Origin of the sequence: Streptomyces sp. KM273126 (assembly GCF_004337435.2) — a bacterium.
Classification (GTDB): domain Bacteria; phylum Actinomycetota; class Actinomycetes; order Streptomycetales; family Streptomycetaceae; genus Streptomyces; species Streptomyces acidicola.
In genome coordinates, this window is record NZ_SJXB02000002.1 from 625208 (window position 1) to 649496 (window position 24289).

Here is a 24289-nt window from a genome sequence, read left to right on the forward strand (position 1 = left end):
GACGAGACGCACACACGGGCGGCGTCCCGCGGGAACTCCCCGCGGGACGCCGCCCGTTGCGCTGACAACCACCTGCGGTGCGGCAGCGTGGTGACGGTTAAAGATCGCCCAGTTCCGTGGCGTACGGCGGTTCCGCGCCGGCCCGGGAGCAGGTGACCGCAGCCGCACGCGCCGCGAACCGCAGGAGCCGCCTCCAGCCGTCGGCACCCAGACCCGCCAGCGCCTCCGAGGACAGGGCGTCCCACGTGGACAGCCCGTGCAGCAGGGCCGCGTTGACCGTGTCGCCCGCACCGATGGTGTCCACGACGTCGACGCGTTCGCCCGGTACGGAGTGCTCGGCGCCGTCGCGGGTGAAGACCGTCAGCCCGTCGCCGCCGTGGGTGACCACGACGGCCGAGGGACCGGACGCCAGCCACTCGCGGGGGGTGCCGCCGAGCCACCTGGCGTCCTCTTCGGAGAGCTTCAGCAGGGACACCGACGGCAACCAGCTCTTGAACCGGGCGCGGTAGGCGTCCGCGTCCGGGATCAGCCCTGCCCGGATGTTCGGGTCGAGCGCGGTGAACACCCCCTGCGCGGCAGCGGTCCGCATCAGCTCCTCGTACGCGCTCGCGCCGGGCTCCAGGACGAGCGAGCAGGTGCCGAAGGACACCGCCCTCGTGCCGGCGGGCAGGCGATCGGGGGCCTCGAACAAACGGTCCGCGGTGCCCTCCACGTAGAAGGAGTACGCGGCCGAGCCGCTGGCGTCTATCGAGGCCACGGCGAGGGTCGTCGGCTCCGTGCCGCGCTGCACGGGGGTCACGTCGACACCCGCCGCGCGCAGCCCGTCCAGCAGCGCCTCACCGAAGGTGTCGCGCGAGACACGGGAACAGAAGGCGGTGGGCGAGCCGAGGCGGCCGAGGGCCACCGCCGTGTTGTAGGGCCCGCCGCCGCGAGCGGGCTGCAGGCCCACGAGGGCGCCCGCGCCCTGCGGCACCAGGTCGATCAGGGCCTCACCGGCGACGACGATCACGAGAGGGATCCTTTCTCGGGACTCTCCGGACGCGTGGTGCTCTCGCGGTTCTCCGGACAGCCGCACGAACTGCGGTGGACGAACGTGGACGGGAGCCGGACGGTGCGAGCGGGGTGCTCCGGCGTGGCCAGCCGCTCCAGCAGCAGCCGCACGGCCTGCGCGCCGATCTCCTTGCTGGGCTGGGCGATGGCGGTGAGCCGTGGGTGGAACAGATCCGCCCACGCGAAGTCGTCGAAGCAGCACAGCGCGACATCGTCCGGAACGGAGACGCCCAGCTCGCCCAGGGCACGAAGGGCGCCGATGGTCATGGCGTTGTTGCCGGTGACGAGCGCCGTCGGAGGGCTCGACCGGGTGAGCAGCTCACGGGTGACCCGCCGGGAATCCTCCGCGTCGGAGTCGCCTCGGGCCACGAGCCACTCGTCGTAGGGGAGTCCGGTGGCCCGGAGGCCGAGCCGGTAGCCGGTGGTCCGCTCGTCCGTGGTGCTGAGGCCGGGCAGGCCAGAGACCAGCCCGATGCGCCGGTGCCCGAGGCCGGCGAGATGCCTGACCAGCTGTGCCATGGGCTCGGTGTTCTCGGTGCAGACCTGGTCGAAGCGGAACGGGTCGCCCGGTGTGGCGACCAGCCGGTCCAGGAACACGGTCGGGACGTCGTGTCGGCGGAGGTAGTCCAGGAGCCCCTCCGGGCGTGCCGAGGGCGCGACGATCATGCCGTCCACCCGCCGCTCGTGCAGGAGCTGGACGACCTTCCGCTCGTGCTCCGGGTCGTCGTGCGGATCGGCGATCAGCAGGCTGTAACCGTGTTCCAGCGTGCCGGCCTCGACGCCCTGGAGGATCTCTGTGAAGTACGGGTTGCTGACCGCCGACACGGCGAGCCCGATGGACCGCGTCCGTGAGGTGACCAGGGAACGGGCCAGCGTGTTGGGCGTGTAGCCGAGCGCCTCGATGGCGTCGAGGACCAGTCGGCGGGTCCCCGGCCGCACCGCGCGCGTGTTGTTCAGCACGTGCGAGACGGTCGCCACGGACACACCCGCGTGCTGTGCGACGTCGACCATCGTGGCCAAGAGTGTCCCCTTCCCGGACCCAGTGGGCTGCCTGGGCGGGAAGCTATCGCATTCGGAGAGGGACGTAAACGTTTACGCAAGCGTTTACGTCTCCGGGCGCAGGTGCCCGCGCATCCAGACGGCTTCAGCGGGAGGAGGGGGTGCCGGGACAGGTCACTCCCAGTCCCAGCCGATGCCCAGGATCCCGGAGCGGACGCGGGGCTCGACCAGGTGGACCGAGCGGTGCCGGCGGCTCAGGGCCAGCTCGTGGTGGCCACTGCGCGGGGCTGCCGCCGTGTGCTGGGTAAAGCGGTGGCAGCGAGCGGGCAGGGCCCGCTCGTCGAAGCCGACCTGGAGCGCGTACTGCCCGCCCGAGCAGCCGAACCCGCGGACGTACTCGTGGGACACCCCGGCCGTGCCGTCCTCGACCCGGTACCGGAACAGGCAGGTGTCCCCCGTACGCAGCCGGATGTCGAAGAGCAGCTCCGCGGCGAGCACTCCGGTGTCGTGGTGCCACCGCACACGCCCGGTGCGGCAGTTCTCCAGGGCGCGCACGGTCATGCGCTCCGGCGCGCATCCCGGGTCGCCGTGGTGTACGGCCACATAGCGGTCCACGCCGTCCTTATGGGCCCGGACTATGTGGTGGGACTCGCGGGCCAGCAGTTCACGGCTCGGCCCGATCCATACGCGTTCGTGGTGGCCGATGGTGTGCAGGCCGCCGTCGAGCGGCGCCTCCAGCTCGGCCAGGAGCTGCTCCAGTACGCCCGACGCCTCCACGAGGGAGCGGTACGAGCGGCCCGCCGGACGTTCCGGGCCCAGGCGTTCCTCGGTCTCGGCGAGCAGCCGGATCAGCGACTCGTCGGGGACGTGGAGGATCTCCTCCAGGGCGCGCACGGCACGCAGGGACTCGGGGCGCTGGGGCCGACGGGCACCCTGCTGCCAGTAGCTCAGGCTGGTCACGCCGACCTTGACTCCGTAGCGCGACAGATGGTGCTGGACGCGTTGCAGGGGCAGTCCGCGCGCGGCGATGGCGGCGCGCAGGGCCACATGGAAAGGGCCGCATCGCAAGGCCGTCTCCAGTTCCGCCGCGGTGAGGTCCGCCTCCGTCGTGACGACGTCCGCGTGCTCTGTGCCGTGCCGCATGCAGGGGCCTTTCTGTCCGGAGGTTCGACGGCTGCTCGGACCGTTCGCGCGCGTCGGCCGGGCGCCCGGTGGGCGCCGGGGCTCGGTGCGCCGGCACTTCGTGCCCTCATGTGGGCTGTTCACCGCGCCGGGCCACCCCGCATTGAAGCGTGTTGACCATGCTCCGACAACACCTGGTGCGCAATACCCGCTCACTCGTCAAGCAGTCGGCGACCCCGGGCCGGTGGCGGCGAGCGACCAGGCCCCCCAACTCCGTGTCGGACGAAGCGGTTCGAGCGGAGGCGAGGACACGGACGGCGCCGACGACCACCGCCGCGTCCCGGCTGCCCCGGCTGTCCTGGCCGTCCCGGCTGTGCTGGCAGCCACGGCCGTCCTGACCGCCCCGGCCCTCCCGGAGCCGGGCCGGCACGGGGTGTGAGCGAGACGGGTGAGCGGTGCCCGCGGGGACGGCGGGGCTCTGTCCACAGGCCCGCCGCGATGTCGGTCCCCGCCAGTAGGGTGTGGAACATGGCCGACCCCTCCAGCTACCGCCCCAAGCCGGGACAGATCCCCGACTCACCCGGGGTCTACAAGTTCCGTGACGAGCACCGCCGGGTGATCTACGTCGGGAAGGCAAAGAGCCTGCGCCAGCGCCTGGCGAACTACTTCCAGGACCTGGCGGGCCTTCACCCGCGCACCCGCACTATGGTCACCACGGCGGCGTCCGTGGAGTGGACCGTGGTGTCCACGGAGGTGGAGGCTCTTCAGCTGGAGTACTCCTGGATCAAGGAGTTCGACCCCCGATTCAACGTCAAGTACCGCGACGACAAGAGCTACCCGTACCTCGCGGTCACCATGAACGAAGAGTTCCCACGCGTGCAGGTGATGCGCGGTCACAAGAAAAAGGGCGTGCGCTACTTCGGGCCGTACGCGCACGCGTGGGCGATCCGCGACACCGTGGACCTGCTGCTGCGCGTCTTCCCCGTCCGCACCTGCTCGGCGGGCGTGTTCAAGAACGCGGCCCGTACCGGCCGGCCCTGCCTCCTCGGCTACATCGGCAAGTGCTCGGCCCCCTGCGTCGAGCGGATCTCCCCCGAGGACCACCGCGAACTGGCCGACGAGTTCTGCGACTTCATGACCGGCCGCACCGGCACGTACATCCGCCGGCTTGAGAAGCAGATGATGCAGGCGGCCGACGAGATGGAGTACGAGCGGGCCGCCCGCCTGCGCGACGACGTCGAGGCCCTGAAGAAGGCCATGGAGAAGAACGCGGTCGTGCTCGCCGACGCGACCGACGCGGACCTGATCGCGGTCGCCGAGGACGAGCTGGAGGCGGCCGTGCAGATCTTCCACGTGCGCGGCGGACGCGTCCGCGGCCAGCGAGGCTGGGTCACCGACAAGGTCGAGGCGGTCACCACGGGTGACCTCGTCGAGCACGCCCTCCAGCAGCTCTACGGCGAGGAGACCGGCGACGCCGTCCCCAAGGAGGTGCTGGTCCCCGCGCTGCCCGACCCGGTGGACCCCGTCCAGCAGTGGCTGACCGACCGCCGCAGCTCGGGCGTGTCGTTGCGCATCCCGCAGCGCGGCGACAAGAAAGCCCTCATGGAGACCGTGCAGCGCAACGCCCAGCAGGCGCTCGCCCTGCACAAGACCAAGCGCGCCTCCGACCTGACCACCCGCTCGCGAGCCCTGGAGGAGATCGCCGAGGCCCTGGACCTGGACAGCGCGCCCCTCAGGATCGAGTGCTACGACATCTCGCACCTCCAGGGCGACGACGTCGTGGCCTCCATGGTCGTCTTCGAGGACGGCCTGCAGCGCAAGAGCGAGTACCGCCGCTTCCAGATCAAGGGCTTCGAGGGCCAGGACGACGTCCGCTCCATGCACGAGGTGATCACCCGGCGCTTCAAGCGGTATCTCGCCGAGAAGGAGAAGACCGGCGAGTGGGCCGACGGTGAGGACGCCGACACCACCGAGCAGCTCAAGGACGAAGAAGGCCGCCCCAAGCGCTTCGCCTACCCGCCCCAGCTCGTCGTCGTGGACGGCGGGCAGCCGCAGGTCGCCGCCGCCCGCAGGGCCCTCGACGAGCTCGGTATCGACGACATCGCCGTGTGCGGTCTCGCCAAGCGCCTGGAGGAGGTCTGGGTACCCGACGAGGAGGACCCGGTCGTCCTGCCCCGTACCAGCGAGGGCCTGTACCTGCTCCAGCGCGTCCGCGACGAGGCCCACCGCTTCGCCATCACCTACCAGCGCACCAAGCGGGCCAAGCGCTTCAGGGCCGGTCCGCTGGACGAGGTGCCGGGCCTCGGCGAGACCCGCAAACAGGCACTGGTCAAGCACTTCGGCTCGGTGCGGAAGCTACGGTCCGCGACGATCGACCAGATCTGCGAGGTCCCCGGCATAGGCCGCAAGACGGCCGAGACGATCGCCGCGGCCCTGGCCGCCGCCGCGCCGGCCGCACCCGCCGTGAACACGGCGACCGGAGAGATCATGGAATACGAGGCAGACGAGGCAGACGGGGTGCCCGAGACGACGGCGGGCCCCTCGGGGGAGCCCGTGACCGCGGGCGCCCCGGACGAACGACGGGGGCAGGAGACATGACCGAGCACGACACACGCGAACAAGAGCACCAGGAACACACGGCACGGCGCGAGGAAGCCCCCACGGAAGCGGGTGAGTACGCCTCCCAGCACCCAGCGCCCCAGGAAGACGGAGCAGACGTGAGTACGGGCATCGAATCGGCCGCGGTCCCCGAGGCGGCCATCCCCGAGCTGGTCATCATCTCCGGCATGTCCGGCGCCGGACGGTCGACGGCCGCCAAGTGCCTGGAGGACCTCGGCTGGTTCGTCGTCGACAACCTGCCGCCCGCGCTGATCCCCACCATGGTGGAGCTCGGCGCCCGCTCCCAGGGCAATGTGGCGCGGATCGCGGTCGTCGTGGACGTCCGCGGCCGCCGCTTCTTCGACAACCTCCGCGAATCCCTCGCGGACCTGGCAGCGAAGCACGTCACCCGGCGGATCGTGTTCCTGGAGTCCTCCGACGAGGCACTGGTCCGCCGCTTCGAGTCCGTACGCCGACCGCACCCCCTCCAGGGCGACGGCCGCATCGTCGACGGCATCGCCGCCGAGCGCGAGCTGCTGCGCGAGCTGCGCGGGGACGCCGACCTGGTGATCGACACCTCCAGCCTGAACGTGCACGAGCTGCGCGCCAAGATGGACGCCCAGTTCGCCGGCGAGGAAGAGCCCGAGCTGCGGGCCACCGTCATGTCCTTCGGCTTCAAGTACGGCCTCCCGGTGGACGCCGACCTGGTCGTGGACATGCGCTTCCTGCCGAACCCGCACTGGGTCCCCGAGCTGCGCCCCTACACCGGGCTCAACGAGGAGGTGTCCAACTACGTCTTCAACCAGCCCGGAGCCAAGGAGTTCCTCGACCGCTACGCGGAGCTGCTGCAGCTCATCGCCGCCGGTTACCGCCGTGAGGGCAAGCGGTACGTGACCGTCGCGGTCGGCTGCACCGGCGGCAAGCACCGCTCGGTCGCCACCTCCGAGAAGCTCGCCGCCCGCCTCGCCTCCCAGGGCGTGGAGACCGTGGTCGTGCACCGCGACATGGGCCGCGAATGACGGGACGTGCCGCTCTGCGGCTGAGCAGACTGCGGAGGGTCAGCCAGGACGAGAGAGGGGGCAGACCCGCCGCTGCCCGCGGCGGGCGGGTACGCCGCCGCGGCGCCCAGCCCAAGGTGGTCGCGCTCGGCGGCGGCATGGGCCTGTCCGCCTCGCTCGCCGCACTGCGCCGGATCACCGGAGACCTCACAGCCGTCGTCACCGTGGCCGACGACGGCGGCTCCAGCGGGCGCCTGCGCGACGAGCTGGGAGTGCTCCCGCCCGGCGACCTGCGCAAGGCGCTGGCCGCGCTGTGCGGCGACGACGACTGGGGGCAGACCTGGGCCCGTGTCATCCAGCACCGCTTCCAGAGCAAGGGCGACCTGCACGAGCACGCGGTCGGCAACCTGCTGATCGTCGCCCTGTGGGAGCAGCTCGGCGACCACGTCCAGGCCCTAGACCTGGTCGGCCGGCTCCTGGGCGCCCACGGCCGGGTGCTGCCCATGTCCGCCGTACCCCTGGAACTCCAGGCGCTGGTCAAAGGCCACGACCCGCAGCGCCCGGACGACGTCGACACCGTACGGGGACAGGCGACCGTCGCGCTCACGCCCGGCGAGGTGCAGTCCGTGCACCTCGTGCCGCACGACCCTCCCGCGGTCCCCGAGGCCGTCGAGGCGGTCATGGACGCGGACTGGGTGGTGCTCGGACCGGGCTCCTGGTTCTCGTCGGTCATCCCGCACCTCCTCGTGCCCGAACTGCTCGGCGCCCTCACCCAGACGAAGGCGCGCCGGGTGCTGTCCTTGAACCTCGCACCGCAGCCCGGAGAAACCGAGGGCTTCTCCCCGCAGCGTCATTTGGAGGTTTTGGCACGACACGCCCCTAAACTCGCCCTGGACGTGGTGCTGGCCGACACGGCCGCCGTGCCCGACCGCGCGTCGCTCACCGACGCGGCCAAGCGGTTCGGTGCCGCGGTCGAGCTGGCCCCGGTGGCCCGGACCGACGGCTCGCCGCGGCACGACCCGGAGCTGCTGGCCGCCGCGTACGACCGTATTTTTCGGATGCATGGAAGGATCGGCCCATGGCGATGACGGCAGCGGTGAAGGACGAGATCTCCCGGCTACCCGTCACCCGGACCTGCTGCAGAAAGGCGGAGGTCTCGGCGATCCTGCGGTTCGCGGGCGGGCTGCACCTGGTGAGCGGCCGCATCGTGATCGAGGCGGAGCTGGACACCGCGATGGCGGCGCGCCGGCTCAAGCGGGACATCCTGGAGATCTTCGGCCACAGCTCTGAGCTGATCGTGATGGCACCCGGCGGACTGCGCCGCGGCTCCCGCTACGTGGTGCGCGTGGTCGCGGGCGGCGACCAGCTGGCCCGCCAGACCGGACTCGTCGACGGCCGGGGCCGCCCGATCCGGGGCCTGCCCCCACAGGTCGTCTCCGGGGCGACCTGTGACGCGGAGGCGGCCTGGCGCGGGGCGTTCCTGGCGCACGGCTCGCTGACCGAGCCCGGCCGCTCGTCCTCCCTGGAGGTGACCTGCCCGGGCCCGGAAGCCGCGCTCGCCCTGGTCGGCGCGGCCCGCCGGCTGTCGATCGCCGCGAAGGCCCGCGAGGTACGGGGCGTGGACCGCGTCGTCGTCCGGGACGGCGACGCGATCGGCGCGCTCCTCACCCGGCTCGGCGCCCACGAGTCCGTGCTGGCCTGGGAGGAGCGGCGGATGCGCCGCGAGGTCCGCGCCACGGCGAACCGCCTCGCCAACTTCGACGACGCCAACCTGCGCCGTTCGGCCCGCGCGGCGGTGGCCGCCGGAGCCCGGGTCCAGCGCGCCCTGGAGATCCTCGCCGACGAGGTGCCCGAGCACCTCGCGGCCGCCGGCCGCCTCCGCATGGAGCACAAGCAGGCCTCCCTGGAGGAGCTGGGCGCGCTCGCCGACCCGCCGCTGACCAAGGACGCCGTCGCGGGCCGTATCCGCCGGCTGCTGGCCATGGCCGACAAGCGTGCCGCCGATCTGGGCATCCCCGGCACCGAGTCCAACCTCACCGAGGAGATGGCCGACAACCTGGTGGGATGACCACCCGTCGGCCTGATGGGATGACTGCCCGTCAGGCGAGATGTCGGGTTCACCGACACGCCGGTGCCGTCGCCCGCTTGGGGCGCTCGGCACCGGCGTTCGCCGTTCTTGGGAACTCCGTTGCGCCTTCCTGACGCACCCTTGACTCGATCATGAAGTGTCATGAGCCTGGCATGGTTCGCCGCGTGGCGAACCACTGCAAGGGGGGCTTATGAGACGAAAAGCGAGACCGATCCTCGCTGTTGCCGCACTCCTGCTCGGCGGCGCGGGACTCGCACCCCTCGCCCACGCCGCGGAGACGAGCGGTTCTCCCGACGGGGACGAGGTCAAGGTCTACCGAGCCGAGGTCACCAGGCAGCAGATACCCCTGCTGCTCGCCGCCGGCCAGGACAGTCACGAACTCGGCGAACAGGCACCCGACAAGGGCAGTGCCACCGTCGAGGTCTACCTGACCGACAAGCAGGCCGAGGGGCTGGCACAAAAGGGCGTCGACCTCAAGGAGCACACGCTCACGGCGAAGGCACGCGCGCGCGTGGCCGCCGCCGGGGAGGGGGTCTACCGGCCCTACAGCGGGGCGGGCAACCTCAAGGAGGAGATCATCCGGACGGGCCAGGAGCACCCGTCCCTCACCAAGGTGGTCTCCATCGGCAAGACCCTCCAGGGACAGGACATCCTGGCCCTCAAGCTCACCAAGAACGCCAAGAACACCAAGGACGGCGCCAAGCCCTCCGTCCTGTACATGTCCAACCAGCACGCGCGCGAGTGGATCACGCCGGAGATGACCCGGCGCCTGATGCACCACTACCTGGACAACTACGGGACCGACAAGCGCATCAAGAAGATCGTCGACTCGACCGAACTGTGGTTCGTGCTCTCCGCCAATCCGGACGGCTACGACTTCACCCACCAGGCCGACGGCGACCGCCAGTGGCGCAAGAACATGCGCGACAACAACGGCGACGGGCAGATCACCATCGGCGACGGCGTCGACCTCAACCGCAACTTCGCCTACAAGTGGGGCTACGACGACGAGGGTTCGTCCCCCTTCCCCACCAGCCAGACCTACCGCGGCGCCGGCCCGAACTCCGAGCCCGAGACCAAGGCCCTCGACGCCTTCGAGAAGCGCATCGGCTTCAAGTACGGCATCAACTACCACTCGGCCGCCGAACTGCTCCTCTACGGAGTCGGCTGGCAGGTGGCCACCCCCACCCCGGACGACGTGCTCTACAAGTCCCTCGCCGGCACACCCGAGAACTCGGCGATCCCGGGCTACCACCCGCAGCTCTCCTCCGAGCTCTACACGACCAACGGCGAGGCGGACGGCCACGCGGCCAACGTCAACGGCACGGCGATGTTCACCCCGGAGATGTCGACCTGTGAGACGGCGTCCAACGCCGACCCGGACGACGCCTGGGAGGCCAGGGACTGCGGGTCGATCTTCACCTTCCCGGACGACGAGAAGCTGATCCAGCAGGAGTTCGAGAAGAACGTCCCGTTCGCGCTCTCCGTCGCCGAGTCCGCCGCGAAGCCCGACCAGCCGAAGTCCTCGGTGGGTGTCGACGCCCCCGACTTCACCCCGGCGCCCTTCACCACGTCGTACTCGCGCGGCGCCGACCAGGAGGTCTCCGTCGTCGTACGGAAGTCCGTGCGCGACAAGGAGCTCAAGTACCGCGTCAACGGCGGCCGAACGCACGACATGGCGCTCACGCCCTGGAAGGGCGGCGAGACCTACGGCGGTGAGGACAACCTGTACTTCGACGAGTACCGGGCCAAGGTCGCGGACGGCGACCCCGGCGACAAGGTCGAGGTCTGGTTCACCGGCGAGACGAAGAGCGGCAGGCCCACCTCCAGCGAGCACTTCACGTACACGGTCGCCGAGCGGCCCAGGGCGGACACCCTCGTGGTCGCCGAGGAGGGCGCGGCCGCGACCCAGGCACAGATCTACGTGGACGCGCTCAAGGCCAACGGCAAGAAGGCGGTCGTCTGGGACGTCGCCACCCAGGGCGCCCCCGACGCCCTCGGTGTCCTCGGCCACTTCACGACGGTCGTCCACTCCACGGGCGCCGCCCGCCCGGGCAACGCCACCCAGCTCGAACTGCGCGCCTTCCTCAACGAGGGCGGCAAGCTGATCGAGGCGGGCGAGAGCGCCGGCGGTTCCGTCGACCTCGGCGGGGGCACCCTGTCGAACGACTTCAGCCAGTACTACCTGGGCGCCTACACCCGAACGTCCCTGCCGAACGCCACCGCCTTCGCGGGCAGCGGCAAGCTCGGGGGCGCCACGGCAACGCTCGGCGACGCGCCCGGCAATCCGCTGAACTCGGCCGGATCGTTCAGTGTCACCTCGGACGCCCTGCCCCTGGAGACGTTCCCGCAGTTCGAGAGCGCCGGCGCGGGCCAGTACCCCGGGACCGTCAACCCGTTCGGCCCGTACGAAGGCGCGTCCATGGCGGCCGTCACGCACAGCGACTACGCCTGGAACCGCCTCACCCGCACCATCGACCTCACCTCCGTGAGTGCCGCCGACAAGCCCGCCCTGCGCACCCAGCTCCTGTGGGACACCGAGGACGGCTACGACCACGCGGTGCTGGAGGCGCGCACGGCGGGGGCGGACGACTGGACCACGCTCCCGGAGGCGGGCGGCGCCACCTCCACGGCCGTGCCCGCCGAGTGCGGGGCCGGGTTCTTCATCCAGACCCACCCGGCTCTGAAGCGCTATCTGACCCTCGGCGACAGCGGCTGCACGCCGACCGGCACCAGCGGGTCCTGGAACAGCTTCACCGGAGCCTCCGACGGCTGGCAACAGGTCCAGTTCGACCTGTCCGCGTACGCCGGGAAGACGGTCGAGGTCTCGATCGGCTACATCACGGATCCCGGTTCCGGCGGCCGCGGCGTCCTCGCCGACAACGCGTCCGTAGTCACCGGCGGCACGGCCGGTCAGACCGAGGGCTTCGAGACGTCCCTGGGCGCGTGGAGCACACCCGGACCGCCCCCGGGCAGCCCGGCGGTCGTCAAGGACTGGGGCCTGTCCGGCGAGTTGTTCAGGACATACGGAGCGGTCACCACCGGGGACACCGTGCTGCTGGGCTTCGGCCTGGAGCACGTCACCGCGTCCGCCGACCGCACGGCTCTGCTGCGCAGGGCGCTGGACGCACTGAAGGGCTGACACCGGCGGTCACCGACCAGAGGCCGGTGTCCGATATCTGGTAATCAGCCTGCAAAAACAGGGCGGTCCGTACCTCTACTGACAGGTACGGGCCGCCCTGTCGTGTATAGGGCGTGCTTGATGCCACTCCCGCCGCCTCAGGGAGGTAGGGTCGTATGCGGTCGGGGACATCCCATTACAGCTCGCCGGTCTCGTAACCGGCGTACCAACGAGGAGATCGGTTCGTGACGATCCGCGTAGGCATCAACGGCTTTGGCCGCATCGGTCGTAACTACTTCCGCGCGCTGCTGGAGCAGGGTGCAGACATCGAGATCGTGGCTGTCAACGACCTGGGTGACACCGCGACCACCGCGCACCTTCTGAAGTACGACACCATCCTGGGCCGTCTGAAGGCCGAGGTGTCCCACACCGAGGACACCATCACCGTCGACGGCAAGACGATCAAGGTCCTGTCCGAGCGCAACCCCTCCGACATCCCCTGGGGCGAGCTCGGCGTCGACATCGTCATCGAGTCGACCGGCATCTTCACGAAGAAGGCCGACGCCGAGAAGCACATCGCCGGCGGCGCCAAGAAGGTCCTCATCTCGGCTCCGGCCAAGGACGAGGACATCACCATCGTGATGGGCGTCAACCAGGACAAGTACGACCCGGCGAACCACCACGTCATCTCCAACGCCTCCTGCACCACCAACTGCGTGGCGCCGATGGCGAAGGTCCTCGACGAGAACTTCGGCATCGTCAAGGGTCTGATGACGACGGTGCACGCGTACACGAACGACCAGCGCATCCTGGACTTCCCGCACAAGGACCTGCGCCGCGCCCGTGCCGCCGCCGAGAACATCATCCCGACCACCACCGGTGCCGCCAAGGCCACCGCCCTGGTCCTGCCGCAGCTCAAGGGCAAGCTGGACGGCATCGCGATGCGCGTCCCGGTCCCGACCGGCTCGGTCACCGACCTCGTCATCGAGCTCGACCGTGAGGTCACCAAGGACGAGATCAACACCGCCTTCCAGAAGGCCGCCGAGGGTCAGCTGAAGGGCATCCTCGAGTACACCGAGGACCAGATCGTCTCCTCGGACATCGTCAACTGGCCGGCCTCCTGCACCTTCGACTCCTCCCTGACCATGGTCCAGGGCAAGCAGGTCAAGATCGTCGGCTGGTACGACAACGAGTGGGGCTACTCCAACCGCCTCGTCGACCTCACGGTCTTCGTCGGCGGCCGGCTCTGAGGCCCGGAGCAGGCACTTCGATGTGAGGCAGGGCTCGGTCAGCGCACCGCCGCGCTGACCGAGCCCTGCTGTACGTACGGATCGATCAGCCCTCCGGCCACAAGAGCCCTCCCTCAGGAGTCCCCCATGAAGACAATCGACGAACTCCTCGCCGAAGGCGTCGGCGGCAAGCGGGTCTTCGTCCGCGCCGACCTCAACGTGCCGCTCGACGGCACCGTCATCACCGACGACGGCCGTATCCGCGCCGTCGTGCCCACCGTCAAGGCCCTCGCCGAGGCGGGTGCCCGGGTGGTCGTCGCCTCGCACCTCGGCCGTCCCAAGGGCGCCCCGGACCCGGCCTTCTCGCTCGCCCCGGCCGCCGCCCGGCTCGGTGAACTCCTCGGCACCGATGTGGAGTTCGCGACCGACACGGTCGGCGAGTCCGCCAGGACCACGATGGCGGCCCTGACCGACGGCCAGGTCGCGGTCATCGAGAACCTCCGCTTCAACCCCGGCGAGACCTCCAAGGACGACGCCGAGCGCGGCGCCTTCGCGGACCAGCTGGCCGCCCTCGCCGACGTCTACGTGGGCGACGGCTTCGGCGCCGTGCACCGCAGGCACGCCTCCGTGTACGACCTCCCGGCCCGGCTGCCGCACGCCGCCGGCTACCTGATCGCGAACGAGGTCACCGTCCTCAAGAAGCTCACCGAGGACGTCCAGCGCCCCTACGTCGTCGTGCTCGGCGGTGCCAAGGTCTCCGACAAGCTCGCCGTCATCGACCAACTGCTCGGAAAGGCCGACCGCATCCTCATCGGCGGCGGCATGGCGTACACCTTCCTCAAGGCCAAGGGGTACGAGATCGGCACGTCGCTCGTCCAGGAGGACCAGATCCCGGCGGTCATCGAGTACATCGAGCGCGCGGAGAAGACCGGCGTCGAGCTGGTCCTGCCGGTCGACACGCTGGTCGCGCCCGCGTTCCCGGACCTGAAGACCAAGGCTCCCGCCCGCCCCACCGCCGTCGCCGCGGACGCCATCCCGGCCGACCAGCTGGGTCTCGACATCGGTCCGGAGACCCGCAAGCTCTACGCCTCGAAGATCACCGACGCGGCCACCGTCTTCTGGAACGGCCCGATGGGCGTCTTCGAACACCCCGATTTCGCCGAGGGCACCAAGGCGGTCGCCCAGGCACTCGTCGACTCCAAGGCCTTCACGGTCGTCGGCGGCGGTGACTCCGCCGCGGCCGTGCGCATCCTGGGCTTCGACGAGGCCGCATTCGGCCACATCTCGACCGGGGGCGGCGCCTCCCTCGAATACCTCGAGGGCAAGACGCTCCCCGGCCTCGCCGCACTGGAGGACTGAACCACATGACTGCCACTGCCCAAGGGCGAACGCCGCTGATGGCGGGCAACTGGAAGATGAACCTCAACCACCTTGAGGCCATCGCCCACGTCCAGAAGCTCGCCTTCGCCCTGGCCGACAAGGACTACGAGGCCGTCGAGGTCGCCGTCCTGCCGCCCTTCACCGACCTGCGCTCCGTGCAGACCCTGGTCGACGGCGACAAGCTCAAGATCAAGTACGGTGCCCAGGACATCTCGGCCCACGACGGTGGTGCCTACACCGGCGAGATCTCCGGCTCGATGCTGGCCAAGCTCAAGTGCACCTTCGTGGCCGTCGGCCACTCCGAGCGCCGCCAGTACCACAACGAGACCGACGAGCTCTGCAACGCCAAGGTCAAGGCCGCCTTCAAGCACGGCATCACCCCGATCCTGTGCGTCGGCGAGGAGCTGGAGGTCCGCGAGGCGGGCAACCACGTCACGCACACGCTCGCCCAGGTCGAGGGCGGCCTGAAGGGCGTCACCGCCGAGCAGGTCGAGTCGATCGTGATCGCGTACGAGCCGGTCTGGGCCATCGGCACGGGCAAGGTCTGCGGCGCCTCGGACGCCCAGGAGGTCTGCGCGGCCGTCCGCAGCAAGGTCGCCGAGCTGTACTCGCAGGAGGTGGCCGACCAGGTCCGCATCCAGTACGGCGGCTCCGTCAAGGCCGGCAACGTCGCGGAGATCATGGCGCAGGCCGACATCGACGGTGCCCTGGTCGGGGGCGCCTCCCTGGACGCCGACGAGTTCGTCAAGATCGTGCGGTTCCGCGACCAGTAAGTGTGCGGTGGGGGCGATCCGTCGTACCCTTGCGGGGGCCGACAGGTATGAAGGACCATGCCGCCCGGCCCCCGTCGTCGATATCAGTCCGAGGAAGTTGGTCCAGCCGTGGTTATGGGGTTCTCGATCGCCCTGATCGTCTTCAGCCTGCTGCTGATGCTGCTGGTGCTGATGCACAAGGGGAAGGGCGGCGGCCTCTCCGACATGTTCGGTGGCGGCATGCAGTCGTCCGTCGGCGGCTCCTCGGTCGCCGAGCGCAACCTCGACCGGATCACCGTGGTGGTCGGTCTGCTGTGGTTCGCGTGCATTGTCGTACTCGGCATCCTGATGAAGGTCAACAACTGACCGACAGGCCCCCGGTACGGCACCGCGTCACAGACGCACCAATCCGCACGTAAAGCCCCATGCTCGGTACGCGCCCAACCGCGCGGCCTATCATGGGGCTTGCGTCTTGGGTGCGGGGTGTAACTCCAATCACTGGACGCGCGTTGGGCCTTACGTAGACTGAGGCGCTCGCGGCGAAGCGTCACGCCGACTCGCTTCGCGGCACCATCACGCAGGGAGTTACGACCGTGGCAAGTGGCAACGCGATCCGAGGAAGCCGGGTCGGGGCGGGGCCGATGGGCGAGGCCGAGCGCGGCGAGTCCGCCCCCCGGCTGCGCATCTCCTTCTGGTGCTCCAACGGGCACGAGACCCAGCCGAGCTTCGCCAGCGACGCGCAGGTTCCCGACACCTGGGACTGCCCCCGCTGCGGCTTCCCCGCAGGACAGGACCGGGACAACCCGCCGGACCCGCCGCGCACCGAGCCGTACAAGACGCACCTCGCGTACGTACGGGAGCGGCGCAGCGACGCCGACGGCGAGGCCATCCTCGCCGAGGCGCTCGCCAAACTGCGAGGCGAGATCTAGGAGTTGAGAACCGGCCGGGCACCCCAGGTGCCTGGCCGGAGGCGTTCGGCGCGAGGCCGGGCGTAGCGGCCACACGCACCCCCGAACTCTCGTTTCTCCAGCTCAGCCCCGTTGTCAGTGGCACCCTCTAGGGTTTGTGCATCGATGACGTGAGGGGGGACACGTGACGAAGGGTGGGCAAGGGGCCACGGCGCCCTGGAGTGGAGCGTTCGCGCGGCTGTGGAGCGGTGCTGTGCTCTCCAGTTTCGGTGACGCGCTGCGCGCGGCCGCGCTGCCGCTGCTCGCCGTGACGCTGACCGACGAGCCGCTGCTCATCGCGTCCGTCGTGGCCTGCGGCTATCTGCCCTGGATCATCTTCGGGCTGCTCGGGGGCGCCGTCGCCGACCGTGTGGACCAGCGGCGCGCGATGTGGACGGTGGACGCGGTGCGCGCGCTGCTGGTCGGGGCCTTCGCAGTGGCCGTCGCGCTCGGGCACGCCTCGATCGCCCTGCTCATCGCGCTGGCCTTCACGCTGACCGCTCTCCAGACGCTCTTCGACAACGCCTCCACGGCCCTCCTGCCCGCCGTGGTGGACCGCGATGCCCTGGGCAGCGCGAACGCCCGGCTCATGACCGGCCAGCGGATCGCGGGCGGCCTGCTGGGCGGACCGGTCGTGCCGTTACTGATGGCGGCGGGGGCCGCCGTCCCCTTCGCGGCCAACGCCGCCACCTTCCTCGTGGCAGCCGCGCTGGTGGCCTCGCTGCCGGCCGCCGCATCCGACCGGAAGCCGAGACGGGCGGGCAGCACCCTGCGCCGCGAGATCGCGGACGGGCTCCGCACCCTGTGGCGCGACCACGCCCTGCGCGGTCTGTGCGCCGCCACGGCCCTCTGCAATGTCGGTATGGGCGCACAGCTCGCCACTCTGGTCGTCCTCGTCACCGGCTGGCTGGGGGCGGGCCCCGCGGGCTACGCGGCGGCGGGCACCGCTGTCACCGTGGGCAGCCTGGCCGGGGGAGTGGTGAACGGGCGGCTGGTGGCGCGCCTCGGCCGGATGAGGGCCGTGCTGCTCGCCGGCTCCGTGCAGATCGCCGCCCTCGTCGTCATGGGCACCGTGCGCAGCATGATCGTGCTGGTGGGCGCGCTCGCCGTCTTCGGGCTCATGGGCATGGTGTGGAACGTCAACACGACGACGCTGATGCAGGAGCGCAGCCCCGCCGAGCTCCTGGGCCGGGTCAGCTCCGCCTTCCGGACCCTGTCCTTCGCCGGAGTGCCCCTCGGCGCCCTGCTGGGCGGAGCCGTCGCCACCGCGTGGGGGCTGAACACCCCGCCCCTGCTCACGGCCGCATTCTTCGTCCTCGCCGTCATCGCGCTGATACCCACGCTCAAGGCGAACGTACTTGTTGTTGAGCCGAATGACGGCGGGACGGCGGCTCGTGTTCCGCTGTGATCAATTAGGTTCGAGGTACGCCGGCAGGACACGAAAGAAGGCTGAAGTCCGAGATGAACGCAGACAGCCGTACCAGGCTCAATCAGACGCCCGAGTGGCAGGCACTGGCCAGGCACCGGGAGGAGCTGGGCGACGTCCAGCTGCGCGAGCTGTTCGCCGCCTCCCCCGGCCGCGGCGCCGGGTACACGCTCGCGGTCGGCGATCTGCACGTCGACTACTCCAAGCACCTGGTCACCGATGACACCCTGCGGCTGCTGAGGGAGCTGGCCGCCGCGACCGACGTGTTCGGTCTGCGCGACGCCATGTTCCGTGGCGAGAAGATCAACACCACCGAGAACCGGGCCGTGTTGCACACCGCTCTGCGCGCCCCACGCGACGCGGTGATCGAGGTCGACGGGGAGAACGTCGTGCCCGGGGTGCACGCCGTGCTCGACAAGATGGCGGCCTTCTCGGAGAAGGTCCGCTCCGGAGAGTGGACCGGGCACACCGGCAAGCGCATCAAGAACATCGTCAACATCGGCATCGGCGGCTCCGACCTGGGTCCGGCGATGGCGTACGAGGTGCTGCGTTCCTACACCGACCGCGACCTCACCGTCCGCTTCGTGTCGAACGTGGACGGCGCTGACCTGCACGAGGCGGTGCGCGACCTCGACCCGGCCGAGACGCTGTTCGTCATCGCCTCGAAGACGTTCACGACGATCGAGACGATCACGAACGCGACCTCGGCACGCGACTGGCTGCTGACCGGGCTGAAGGCCGGCCAGGAGGCGGTGGCCAGGCACTTCGTGGCGCTGTCGACGAACGCCGAGAAGGTGTCGGACTTCGGCATCGACACGGCCAACATGTTCGAGTTCTGGGACTGGGTCGGCGGGCGGTACTCGTACGACTCGGCGATCGGCCTGTCCCTGATGATCGCCATCGGGCCGGACCGCTTCCGGGAGATGCTCGACGGATTCCGGCTGGTCGACGAGCACTTCCGCACGGCTCCCGCCGAGTCCAACGTGCCGCTGCTGCTCGGCCTGCTGGGTGTCTGGTACGGCAACTTCCACGACGCGCAGTCGCACGCGGTGCTGCCCTACAGCCACTACCTGTCCAAGTTCACGGCGTACCTGCAGCAGCTGGACATGGAGTCCAACGGCAAGTACGTCGGCCGGGACGGGCAGCCCGTGGAGTGGCAGACCGGACCGGTGGTGTGGGGGACGCCGGGGACGAACGGGCAGCACGCGTACTACCAGCTCATCCACCAGGGCACCAAGCTGATCCCGGCGGACTTCATCGGTTTCGCCGAGCCGGTGGCCGATCTGCTGCCGGGGCTGGTCGCCCAGCACGATCTGCTGATGGCCAACTTCTTCGCCCAGACCCAGGCGCTGGCCTTCGGCAAGACGCCGGAAGAGGTACGGGCCGAAGGGGTCCCGGAGGAGCTGGTGCCGCACAAGACGTTCAAGGGCAACCACCCGACGACCACGATCCTCGCGAAGGAGCTCACCCCGTCGGTCCTCGGGCAGCTCATCGCGCTGTACGAGCACAAGGTGTTCGTCCAGGGCGCGATCTGGAACATCGACTCCTTCGACCAGTGGGGCGTCGAACTCGGCAAGGTCCTCGCCAAGCGCGTCGAACCCGCCCTCACCGAGGGCGCGCAGGTGCCGGGCCTGGACGCGTCGACGACGTCCCTGGTCGCCAAGTACCGGCAGCTGCGCGGCCGGTAGACGGATCGGTGACCGTGTGAAGCGGGTGGCGGCGTCGTCCCGGCGGCGCCGCACTCCGTCGCGCGGGATGCCCGCGCCGCACTCCGTCGCGCGGGGACGACGACGTGGCCCGTGAGAGGTTTCGGCCACGGGGAGCCCGAGGCACACGAAGAGCCCCAGGAACTCGGCCTGGGGCTCTTCGTGTGCAGCCACCCCGAACACTGGGGCACGGGGCAGTGGTGCTCAGGGCGACGCCGGCGGATACAGCGACCGCGGCAGCTGCGATGCCGCCGCCGCGTCCAGCAGCCACAGCGTGCGGGAGCGGCCGTACGCCCCCGCCGCCGGGGCCTGGATCTCGCCCGCGCCCGAGAGGGCGATCGCCGCGGCCTCGGCCTTGTCCTCGCCGGCGGCCAGCAGCCACACCTCACGTGCCGCGCGGATCGCGGGGAGCGTGAGGGTGGTCCGGGTGGGCGGTGGCTTGGGGGCCCCGTGCACACCGACCACTGTCCGCTCGGTCTCCCGTACCGCGGGCAGCTCCGGGAAGAGGGACGCCACATGGGTGTCCGGGCCGACACCCAGCATCAGCACGTCGAAGGTGGGGACGGCCCCGTGGTTCTCGGGCCCCGCGTCCCGCGCCAGCTCCTCCGCGTAACCGGCGGCCGCCGCGTCCACGTCGGCGCCGTACAGGCCGTCCGACGCGGGCATGGCATGCACACGCTTCGGGTCCAGCGGCACCGAGTCCAGAAGCGCCTCGCGGGCCTGGGTGACGTTGCGGTCCGGGTCGCCCTCGGGCAGGAACCGCTCGTCGCCCCACCACAGGTCCAGGCGGCCCCAGTCGATCGCGTCCCGGGCGGGGGCGGCCGCGAGGGCGGCCAGCAGGCCGTTGCCGTTACGGCCGCCCGTGAGGACCACCGATGCGTAACCGCGCGAGGCCTGGGCGTCCACGACCTTAGTGATCAGCCGGGCCGCGGCGGCCTGCGCCATCAGTTCCTTGTCGTGGTGCACGACCAGCTGGGGAGTGCTCATTTCGAGGCCGCCTTCTTGACCGGGGGCATCTGCGAGGGCGACGGCCGGTCGCCGTCGTCGTCCCCCGAGGACGACGGAGAGGCGGGCGGCAGGGCCGGCGCGGACGTCCGGGCGGAGGACGCCGTCTCCGACGCGGGCGCGATCGGGTCCGCACGCTCCGACAGCGGACCGGACGAGGAGGCCGATTCCGACGCCGACAGACGCGGGGCGGACACCGTCGACACCGCGGGCGACGCGGGAGCCGGGATCCTCGGCACGCTTGACGGGCTCCCGCCCAGCCGGTCCACACCGAACCGCAGCGCCGACGCGTACGTGTCGTCCGGGTCGAGCCGCCGCAGCTCCTCCGCGATCAGCTCGGACGTCTCGCGCCGCTTGAGCGCCACCGCGCGGTCCGGCTGGCCCTGCACGGCCAGCGTGGCCATCGCCCCGTCCGGCCGGTGCAGCGAGATCGGACCGCAGGTCGTCTCCAGCTGCACCCCCGTCAGACCGGGGCCGGAGGAGACCCCGCGCCGGACGTGCACGTGGAGCCGGTCGGCGAGCCACATGGCCAGCAGCTCGACGCTCGGGTTGAACTCCTCGCCCGTCACCTCCGCGGAGATGACCTCGCAGGAGACCTGGTCGAGGGCGGCGGCCAGCATGGAACGCCACGGCGTGATCCGGGCCCACGCGAGGTCGGTGTCGCCCGGCTCGTAGCTCTCGGCCCGGGCCCGCAGCTCGTCGATGGGCTTCTCCGTCGAGTAGCTGTCGGTGACCCGGCGCTGGCCCAGGGCGCCCAGCGGGTCCTTGGCCGGGTCGCGCGGTGCGCCCACGGGCCACCAGACCACGACCGGGGCGTCCGGCAGCAGCAGCGGGAGCACGACGGACTGGGCGTGGTCCGACACCTCGCCGTACAGCCGCAGCACGACCGTCTCGCCGGTGCCGGCGTCCGCGCCCACCCGCACCTCGGCGTCGAGCCGCGACGACGTACGGTCGCGGGGCGAGCGCGAGACGCGCCGGATGACCACGAGGGTGCGCGAGGGGTGCTCGCGCGAGGCGTCGTTGGCGGCCTTCAGGGCGTCGTAGGCGTCCTCCTCGTCGGTGACGATGACCAGGGTGAGCACCATGCCGACGGCGGGTGTGCCGATGGCGCGGCGGCCCTGCACCAACGCTTTGTTGATCTTGCTGGCCGTGGTGTCGGTGAGGTCTATCTTCATGGCCGGCGCCAGCTCCGTCCGTCTCGCTGAAGCATCTGGTCCGCCTCGACCGGACCCCAGGTGCCCGCCGGGTACTGCGCGGGCCTGCCGTTCTTCTCCCAGTAGTCCTCGATCGGGTCGAGGATCTCCCAGGACAGCTCGACCTCCTCGGTGCGCGGGAAGAGGTTCGAGTCCCCGAGCAGGACGTCGAGGATGAGGCGCTCGTACGCCTCCGGGCTGGACTCGGTGAAGGACTCGCCGTACGCGAAGTCCATCGACACGTCCCGGATCTCCATCGAGGTGCCGGGCACCTTCGAACCGAAGCGGACCGTGACACCCTCGTCGGGCTGGACCCGGATGACGACCGCGTTCTGGCCGAGCTCCTCGGTGGCGGTGGTGTCGAAGGGGGAGTGCGGGGCGCGCTGGAACACGACCGCGATCTCCGTCACCCGGCGGCCCAGGCGCTTGCCCGTCCGCAGGTAGAAGGGGACGCCCGCCCAGCGGCGGTTGTCGACCTCCAGCTTGATCGCCGCGTAGGTGTCGGTCTTCGAGTTGCGGTCGATGCCGTCCTCTTCGAGGTAGCCGATGACCTTCTCGCCGCCCTGCCAGCCGGCCGCGTACTGACCACGCACGGTGTCCCGGCCCAGGTCCTTGGGCAGCCGCACCCCGCCGAGCACCTTGGTCTTCTCGGCGGCGAGCGCGTCCGCGTCGAAGGACGCGGGCTCCTCCATGGCGGTCAGCGCCATCAGCTGGAGCAGGTGGTTCTGGATGACATCACGGGCGGCGCCGATACCGTCGTAGTAGCCGGCGCGGCCGCCGATACCGATGTCCTCGGCCATCGTGATCTGGACGTGGTCGACGAACGACCGGTTCCAGATCGGCTCGAACATCTGGTTGGCGAAGCGGAGCGCCAGAATGTTCTGGACGGTCTCCTTGCCCAGGTAGTGGTCGATGCGGAAGACCTGGTCCGGGGCGAAGACCTCGTGGACGATCGCATTGAGCTCCTTCGCCGACTCCAGGTCGTGACCGAAGGGCTTCTCGATGACCGCACGCCGCCAGGAGTCCCTCGTCTGGTCGGCCAGCCCGTGCTTCTTCAGCTGCTGGATGACCACGGGGAACGCGGACGGCGGCACGGAGAGGTAGAACGCGAAGTTGCCGCCCGTGCCCTGGGCCTTGTCCAGCTCGTCGATCGTCTCGCGCAGCCGCTCGAACGCGTCGTCGTCGTCGAAGGTGCCCTGGACGAAGCGCATGCCCTGGATGAGCTGCTGCCAGACCTCCTCGCGGAAGGGGGTGCGGGCGTGCTCCTTGACCGCGTCGTGGACCTCCTGCGCGAAGTCCTCGTTGGCCCACTCGCGGCGGGCGAAGCCGACGAGCGAGAAGCCCGGCGGCAGCAATCCGCGGTTGGCGAGGTCGTACACGGCGGGCATCAGCTTTTTGCGTGACAAATCGCCGGTGACGCCGAAGATGACCAGACCCGACGGCCCCGCGATACGCGGGAGCCGTCGGTCTGCGGGGTCACGGAGCGGATTCGCTCCGGTACCGGAAAGCGGGGCCAAGGTCTCAGCCCTCCGAGGGGGTGAGGCGCTCAAGCTCCGCCTCGGTCGACTTCAGCAGGTCGTTCCAGGACGCCTCGAACTTCTCGACGCCCTCGTCCTCCAGAAGCTGGACCACGTCGTCGTAGCTGATCCCGAGCTTCTCGACCGCGTCGAGGTCGGCGCGGGCCTGCTCGTACGTGCCGGCGATGGTGTTGCCGGTGATCTCGCCGTGGTCCTCGGTGGCGACGAGGGTGGCCTCCGGCATGGTGTTCACCGTGTTCGGAGCGACCAGGTCGTCGACGTACAGGGTGTCCTTGTACGCCTTGTCCTTCACACCGGTCGACGCCCACAGCGGACGCTGCTTGTTGGCGCCCCCGCTCTCCAGGGCGCTCCAGCGGCCGGAGGCGAAGACCTCCTCGTACGCCTGGTAGGCGAGCCGCGCGTTGGCGACGGCGGCCTTGCCGCGGGCGGCCTTCGCCTCGGGCGTGCCGAGCGCGTCGATCCGCTTGTCGATCTCGGTGTCCACGCGGGACACGAAGAACGACGCCACCGAGTGGATCTTCGAGAGGTCCAGGCCGCGCTCCTTGGCCTTCTCCAGGCCCGCGAGGTACGCGTCCATGACCTCGCGGTAGCGCTCCAGCGAGAAGATCAGCGTCACGTTGACGCTGATGCCGAGGCCGATGACCTCGGTGATCGCCGGCAGACCCGCCTTCGTCGCCGGGATCTTGATGAGCGTGTTCGGGCGGTCCACCAGCCAGGCGAGCTGCTTGGCCTCGGCGACCGTCGCCCGGGTGTTGTGCGCCAGGCGCGGGTCGACCTCGATGGAGACCCGGCCGTCCTGGCCGCCGGTCGCGTCGAACACCGGGCGCAGGATGTCCGCGGCGTCCCGGACGTCCGCCGTGGTGATCATGCGGATGGCCTCGTCGACGGTGACCTTGCGGGTGGCGAGGTCCTGGAGCTGCTGCTCGTAGCCGTCACCGCCGGCGATCGCCTTCTGGAAGATCGAGGGGTTGGTGGTGACGCCCACGACGTGCTGCTGGTCGATCAGCTCGGCGAGGTTGCCGGACGTGATCCGCTTGCGCGACAGGTCGTCCAGCCAGATCGCGACGCCTTCCTCGGAGAGGCGCTTCAGTGCGTCTGTCATGGAAAATGCATCTCCTACGTGTCGTATACGGGCG

20 protein-coding genes are annotated in these 24289 nt (G+C 70.4%); 13 read left to right on the forward strand and 7 right to left on the reverse strand.

Annotation, left to right across the window (positions count from 1 at the left end):
* Positions 1-97: 97 nt before the first annotated feature.
* The 3 genes from E0500_RS33375 to E0500_RS33385 all read right to left on the reverse strand — a co-directional run bounded on the left by E0500_RS33375 (position 98) and on the right by E0500_RS33385 (position 3192).
* The gene (locus E0500_RS33375) at positions 98-1009 is read right to left on the reverse strand and encodes a carbohydrate kinase (protein WP_131562287.1); all 912 of its coding nucleotides are present in this window, start codon (positions 1007-1009) and stop codon (positions 98-100) included.
* On the reverse strand, positions 1006-2070 hold the full coding sequence (locus E0500_RS33380) for a LacI family DNA-binding transcriptional regulator (protein WP_131562289.1): 1065 nt from the start codon (positions 2068-2070) through the stop codon (positions 1006-1008). The genes E0500_RS33375 and E0500_RS33380 overlap by 4 nt, the downstream gene beginning before the upstream one ends.
* Positions 2071-2223: 153 nt before the next feature.
* The gene (locus tag E0500_RS33385; RefSeq protein WP_131562291.1) at positions 2224-3192 is read right to left on the reverse strand and encodes a hypothetical protein; all 969 of its coding nucleotides are present in this window, start codon (positions 3190-3192) and stop codon (positions 2224-2226) included.
* A gap of 223 nt (positions 3193-3415) precedes the next feature.
* Between E0500_RS33385 and E0500_RS33390 the strand changes: the two genes are divergently transcribed.
* The 13 genes from E0500_RS33390 to pgi all read left to right on the forward strand — a co-directional run bounded on the left by E0500_RS33390 (position 3416) and on the right by pgi (position 19399).
* Positions 3416-3610: a hypothetical protein gene (locus E0500_RS33390; RefSeq protein WP_131562293.1), complete on the forward strand. Its 195-nt coding sequence runs from the start codon at positions 3416-3418 to the stop codon at positions 3608-3610.
* An 89-nt stretch (positions 3611-3699) separates the two neighbouring features.
* Positions 3700-5769 (forward strand): excinuclease ABC subunit UvrC, encoded by a 2070-nt coding sequence (uvrC, locus tag E0500_RS33395; RefSeq protein ID WP_131562295.1) that lies wholly within the window; start codon positions 3700-3702, stop codon positions 5767-5769.
* Positions 5766-6788, forward strand: a complete 1023-nt coding sequence (rapZ, locus tag E0500_RS33400; RefSeq protein ID WP_131562297.1) for an RNase adapter RapZ — start codon at positions 5766-5768, stop codon at positions 6786-6788. Before uvrC ends, rapZ begins: the two co-directional genes overlap by 4 nt.
* On the forward strand, positions 6785-7855 hold the full coding sequence (gene yvcK / locus E0500_RS33405) for a uridine diphosphate-N-acetylglucosamine-binding protein YvcK (RefSeq protein ID WP_131562299.1): 1071 nt from the start codon (positions 6785-6787) through the stop codon (positions 7853-7855). The genes rapZ and yvcK overlap by 4 nt, the downstream gene beginning before the upstream one ends.
* A complete protein-coding gene (whiA, locus tag E0500_RS33410; RefSeq protein ID WP_131562301.1) occupies positions 7846-8835 on the forward strand; it encodes a DNA-binding protein WhiA in 990 nt (329 codons plus the stop codon). Before yvcK ends, whiA begins: the two co-directional genes overlap by 10 nt.
* Positions 8836-9046: 211 nt before the next feature.
* On the forward strand, positions 9047-11998 hold the full coding sequence (locus E0500_RS33415) for a M14 family metallopeptidase (protein ID WP_131562302.1): 2952 nt from the start codon (positions 9047-9049) through the stop codon (positions 11996-11998).
* Positions 11999-12222: 224 nt separating this feature from the next.
* Entirely contained in the window at positions 12223-13227 is a 1005-nt protein-coding gene (gap, locus tag E0500_RS33420) for a type I glyceraldehyde-3-phosphate dehydrogenase (protein ID WP_131562304.1), read from the forward strand.
* A 126-nt stretch (positions 13228-13353) separates the two neighbouring features.
* A complete protein-coding gene (locus tag E0500_RS33425) occupies positions 13354-14565 on the forward strand; it encodes a phosphoglycerate kinase (RefSeq protein ID WP_131562306.1) in 1212 nt (403 codons plus the stop codon).
* 38 nt (positions 14566-14603) lie between these two features.
* Positions 14604-15359: a triose-phosphate isomerase gene (gene tpiA / locus E0500_RS33430; RefSeq protein ID WP_220141613.1), complete on the forward strand. Its 756-nt coding sequence runs from the start codon at positions 14604-14606 to the stop codon at positions 15357-15359.
* A 114-nt stretch (positions 15360-15473) separates the two neighbouring features.
* A complete protein-coding gene (gene secG / locus E0500_RS33435) occupies positions 15474-15704 on the forward strand; it encodes a preprotein translocase subunit SecG (RefSeq protein WP_009300451.1) in 231 nt (76 codons plus the stop codon).
* Between the two features lie 227 nt (positions 15705-15931).
* Complete coding sequence (locus E0500_RS33440) at positions 15932-16267, forward strand: RNA polymerase-binding protein RbpA (protein WP_003957010.1); 336 nt, start codon at positions 15932-15934, stop codon at positions 16265-16267.
* Between the two features lie 163 nt (positions 16268-16430).
* The gene (locus tag E0500_RS33445) at positions 16431-17693 is read left to right on the forward strand and encodes an MFS transporter (RefSeq protein WP_131562310.1); all 1263 of its coding nucleotides are present in this window, start codon (positions 16431-16433) and stop codon (positions 17691-17693) included.
* A 53-nt stretch (positions 17694-17746) separates the two neighbouring features.
* Positions 17747-19399 (forward strand): glucose-6-phosphate isomerase, encoded by a 1653-nt coding sequence (pgi, locus tag E0500_RS33450; RefSeq protein WP_131562312.1) that lies wholly within the window; start codon positions 17747-17749, stop codon positions 19397-19399.
* Between the two features lie 222 nt (positions 19400-19621).
* Here pgi and pgl read toward each other — a convergent pair whose 3' ends face one another.
* The 4 genes from pgl to tal are packed head-to-tail and all read right to left on the reverse strand — an operon-like array spanning position 19622 to position 24255.
* The gene (gene pgl / locus E0500_RS33455) at positions 19622-20404 is read right to left on the reverse strand and encodes a 6-phosphogluconolactonase (protein WP_131562315.1); all 783 of its coding nucleotides are present in this window, start codon (positions 20402-20404) and stop codon (positions 19622-19624) included.
* Positions 20401-21597, reverse strand: coding sequence for a glucose-6-phosphate dehydrogenase assembly protein OpcA (gene opcA / locus E0500_RS33460; protein ID WP_131562317.1), 1197 nt, complete (start codon positions 21595-21597; stop codon positions 20401-20403). Before opcA ends, pgl begins: the two co-directional genes overlap by 4 nt.
* The gene (gene zwf, locus E0500_RS33465; RefSeq protein ID WP_131562320.1) at positions 21594-23132 is read right to left on the reverse strand and encodes a glucose-6-phosphate dehydrogenase; all 1539 of its coding nucleotides are present in this window, start codon (positions 23130-23132) and stop codon (positions 21594-21596) included. The genes opcA and zwf overlap by 4 nt, the downstream gene beginning before the upstream one ends.
* A 4-nt stretch (positions 23133-23136) precedes the next feature.
* A complete protein-coding gene (tal, locus tag E0500_RS33470) occupies positions 23137-24255 on the reverse strand; it encodes a transaldolase (protein WP_131562322.1) in 1119 nt (372 codons plus the stop codon).
* Positions 24256-24289: the final 34 nt, after the last annotated feature.

What these genes read in the sequence shown, in the direction of transcription:
- whiA (WP_131562301.1), top strand. Translation starts at nt 7,846, where the DNA reads ATGGCGATGACGGCAGCGGTGAAGGACGAGATCTCCCGGCTACCCGTC.
- E0500_RS33415 (WP_131562302.1), top strand. Translation starts at nt 9,047, where the DNA reads ATGAGACGAAAAGCGAGACCGATCCTCGCTGTTGCCGCACTCCTGCTC.
- rapZ (WP_131562297.1), top strand. Translation starts at nt 5,766, where the DNA reads ATGACCGAGCACGACACACGCGAACAAGAGCACCAGGAACACACGGCA.
- uvrC (WP_131562295.1), top strand. Translation starts at nt 3,700, where the DNA reads ATGGCCGACCCCTCCAGCTACCGCCCCAAGCCGGGACAGATCCCCGAC.
- pgl (WP_131562315.1), bottom strand. Translation starts at nt 20,404, where the DNA reads ATGAGCACTCCCCAGCTGGTCGTGCACCACGACAAGGAACTGATGGCG.
- pgi (WP_131562312.1), top strand. Translation starts at nt 17,747, where the DNA reads ATGAACGCAGACAGCCGTACCAGGCTCAATCAGACGCCCGAGTGGCAG.
- E0500_RS33425 (WP_131562306.1), top strand. Translation starts at nt 13,354, where the DNA reads ATGAAGACAATCGACGAACTCCTCGCCGAAGGCGTCGGCGGCAAGCGG.
- yvcK (WP_131562299.1), top strand. Translation starts at nt 6,785, where the DNA reads ATGACGGGACGTGCCGCTCTGCGGCTGAGCAGACTGCGGAGGGTCAGC.
- opcA (WP_131562317.1), bottom strand. Translation starts at nt 21,597, where the DNA reads ATGAAGATAGACCTCACCGACACCACGGCCAGCAAGATCAACAAAGCG.
- tal (WP_131562322.1), bottom strand. Translation starts at nt 24,255, where the DNA reads ATGACAGACGCACTGAAGCGCCTCTCCGAGGAAGGCGTCGCGATCTGG.
- secG (WP_009300451.1), top strand. Translation starts at nt 15,474, where the DNA reads ATGGGGTTCTCGATCGCCCTGATCGTCTTCAGCCTGCTGCTGATGCTG.
- E0500_RS33385 (WP_131562291.1), bottom strand. Translation starts at nt 3,192, where the DNA reads ATGCGGCACGGCACAGAGCACGCGGACGTCGTCACGACGGAGGCGGAC.
- tpiA (WP_220141613.1), top strand. Translation starts at nt 14,604, where the DNA reads ATGGCGGGCAACTGGAAGATGAACCTCAACCACCTTGAGGCCATCGCC.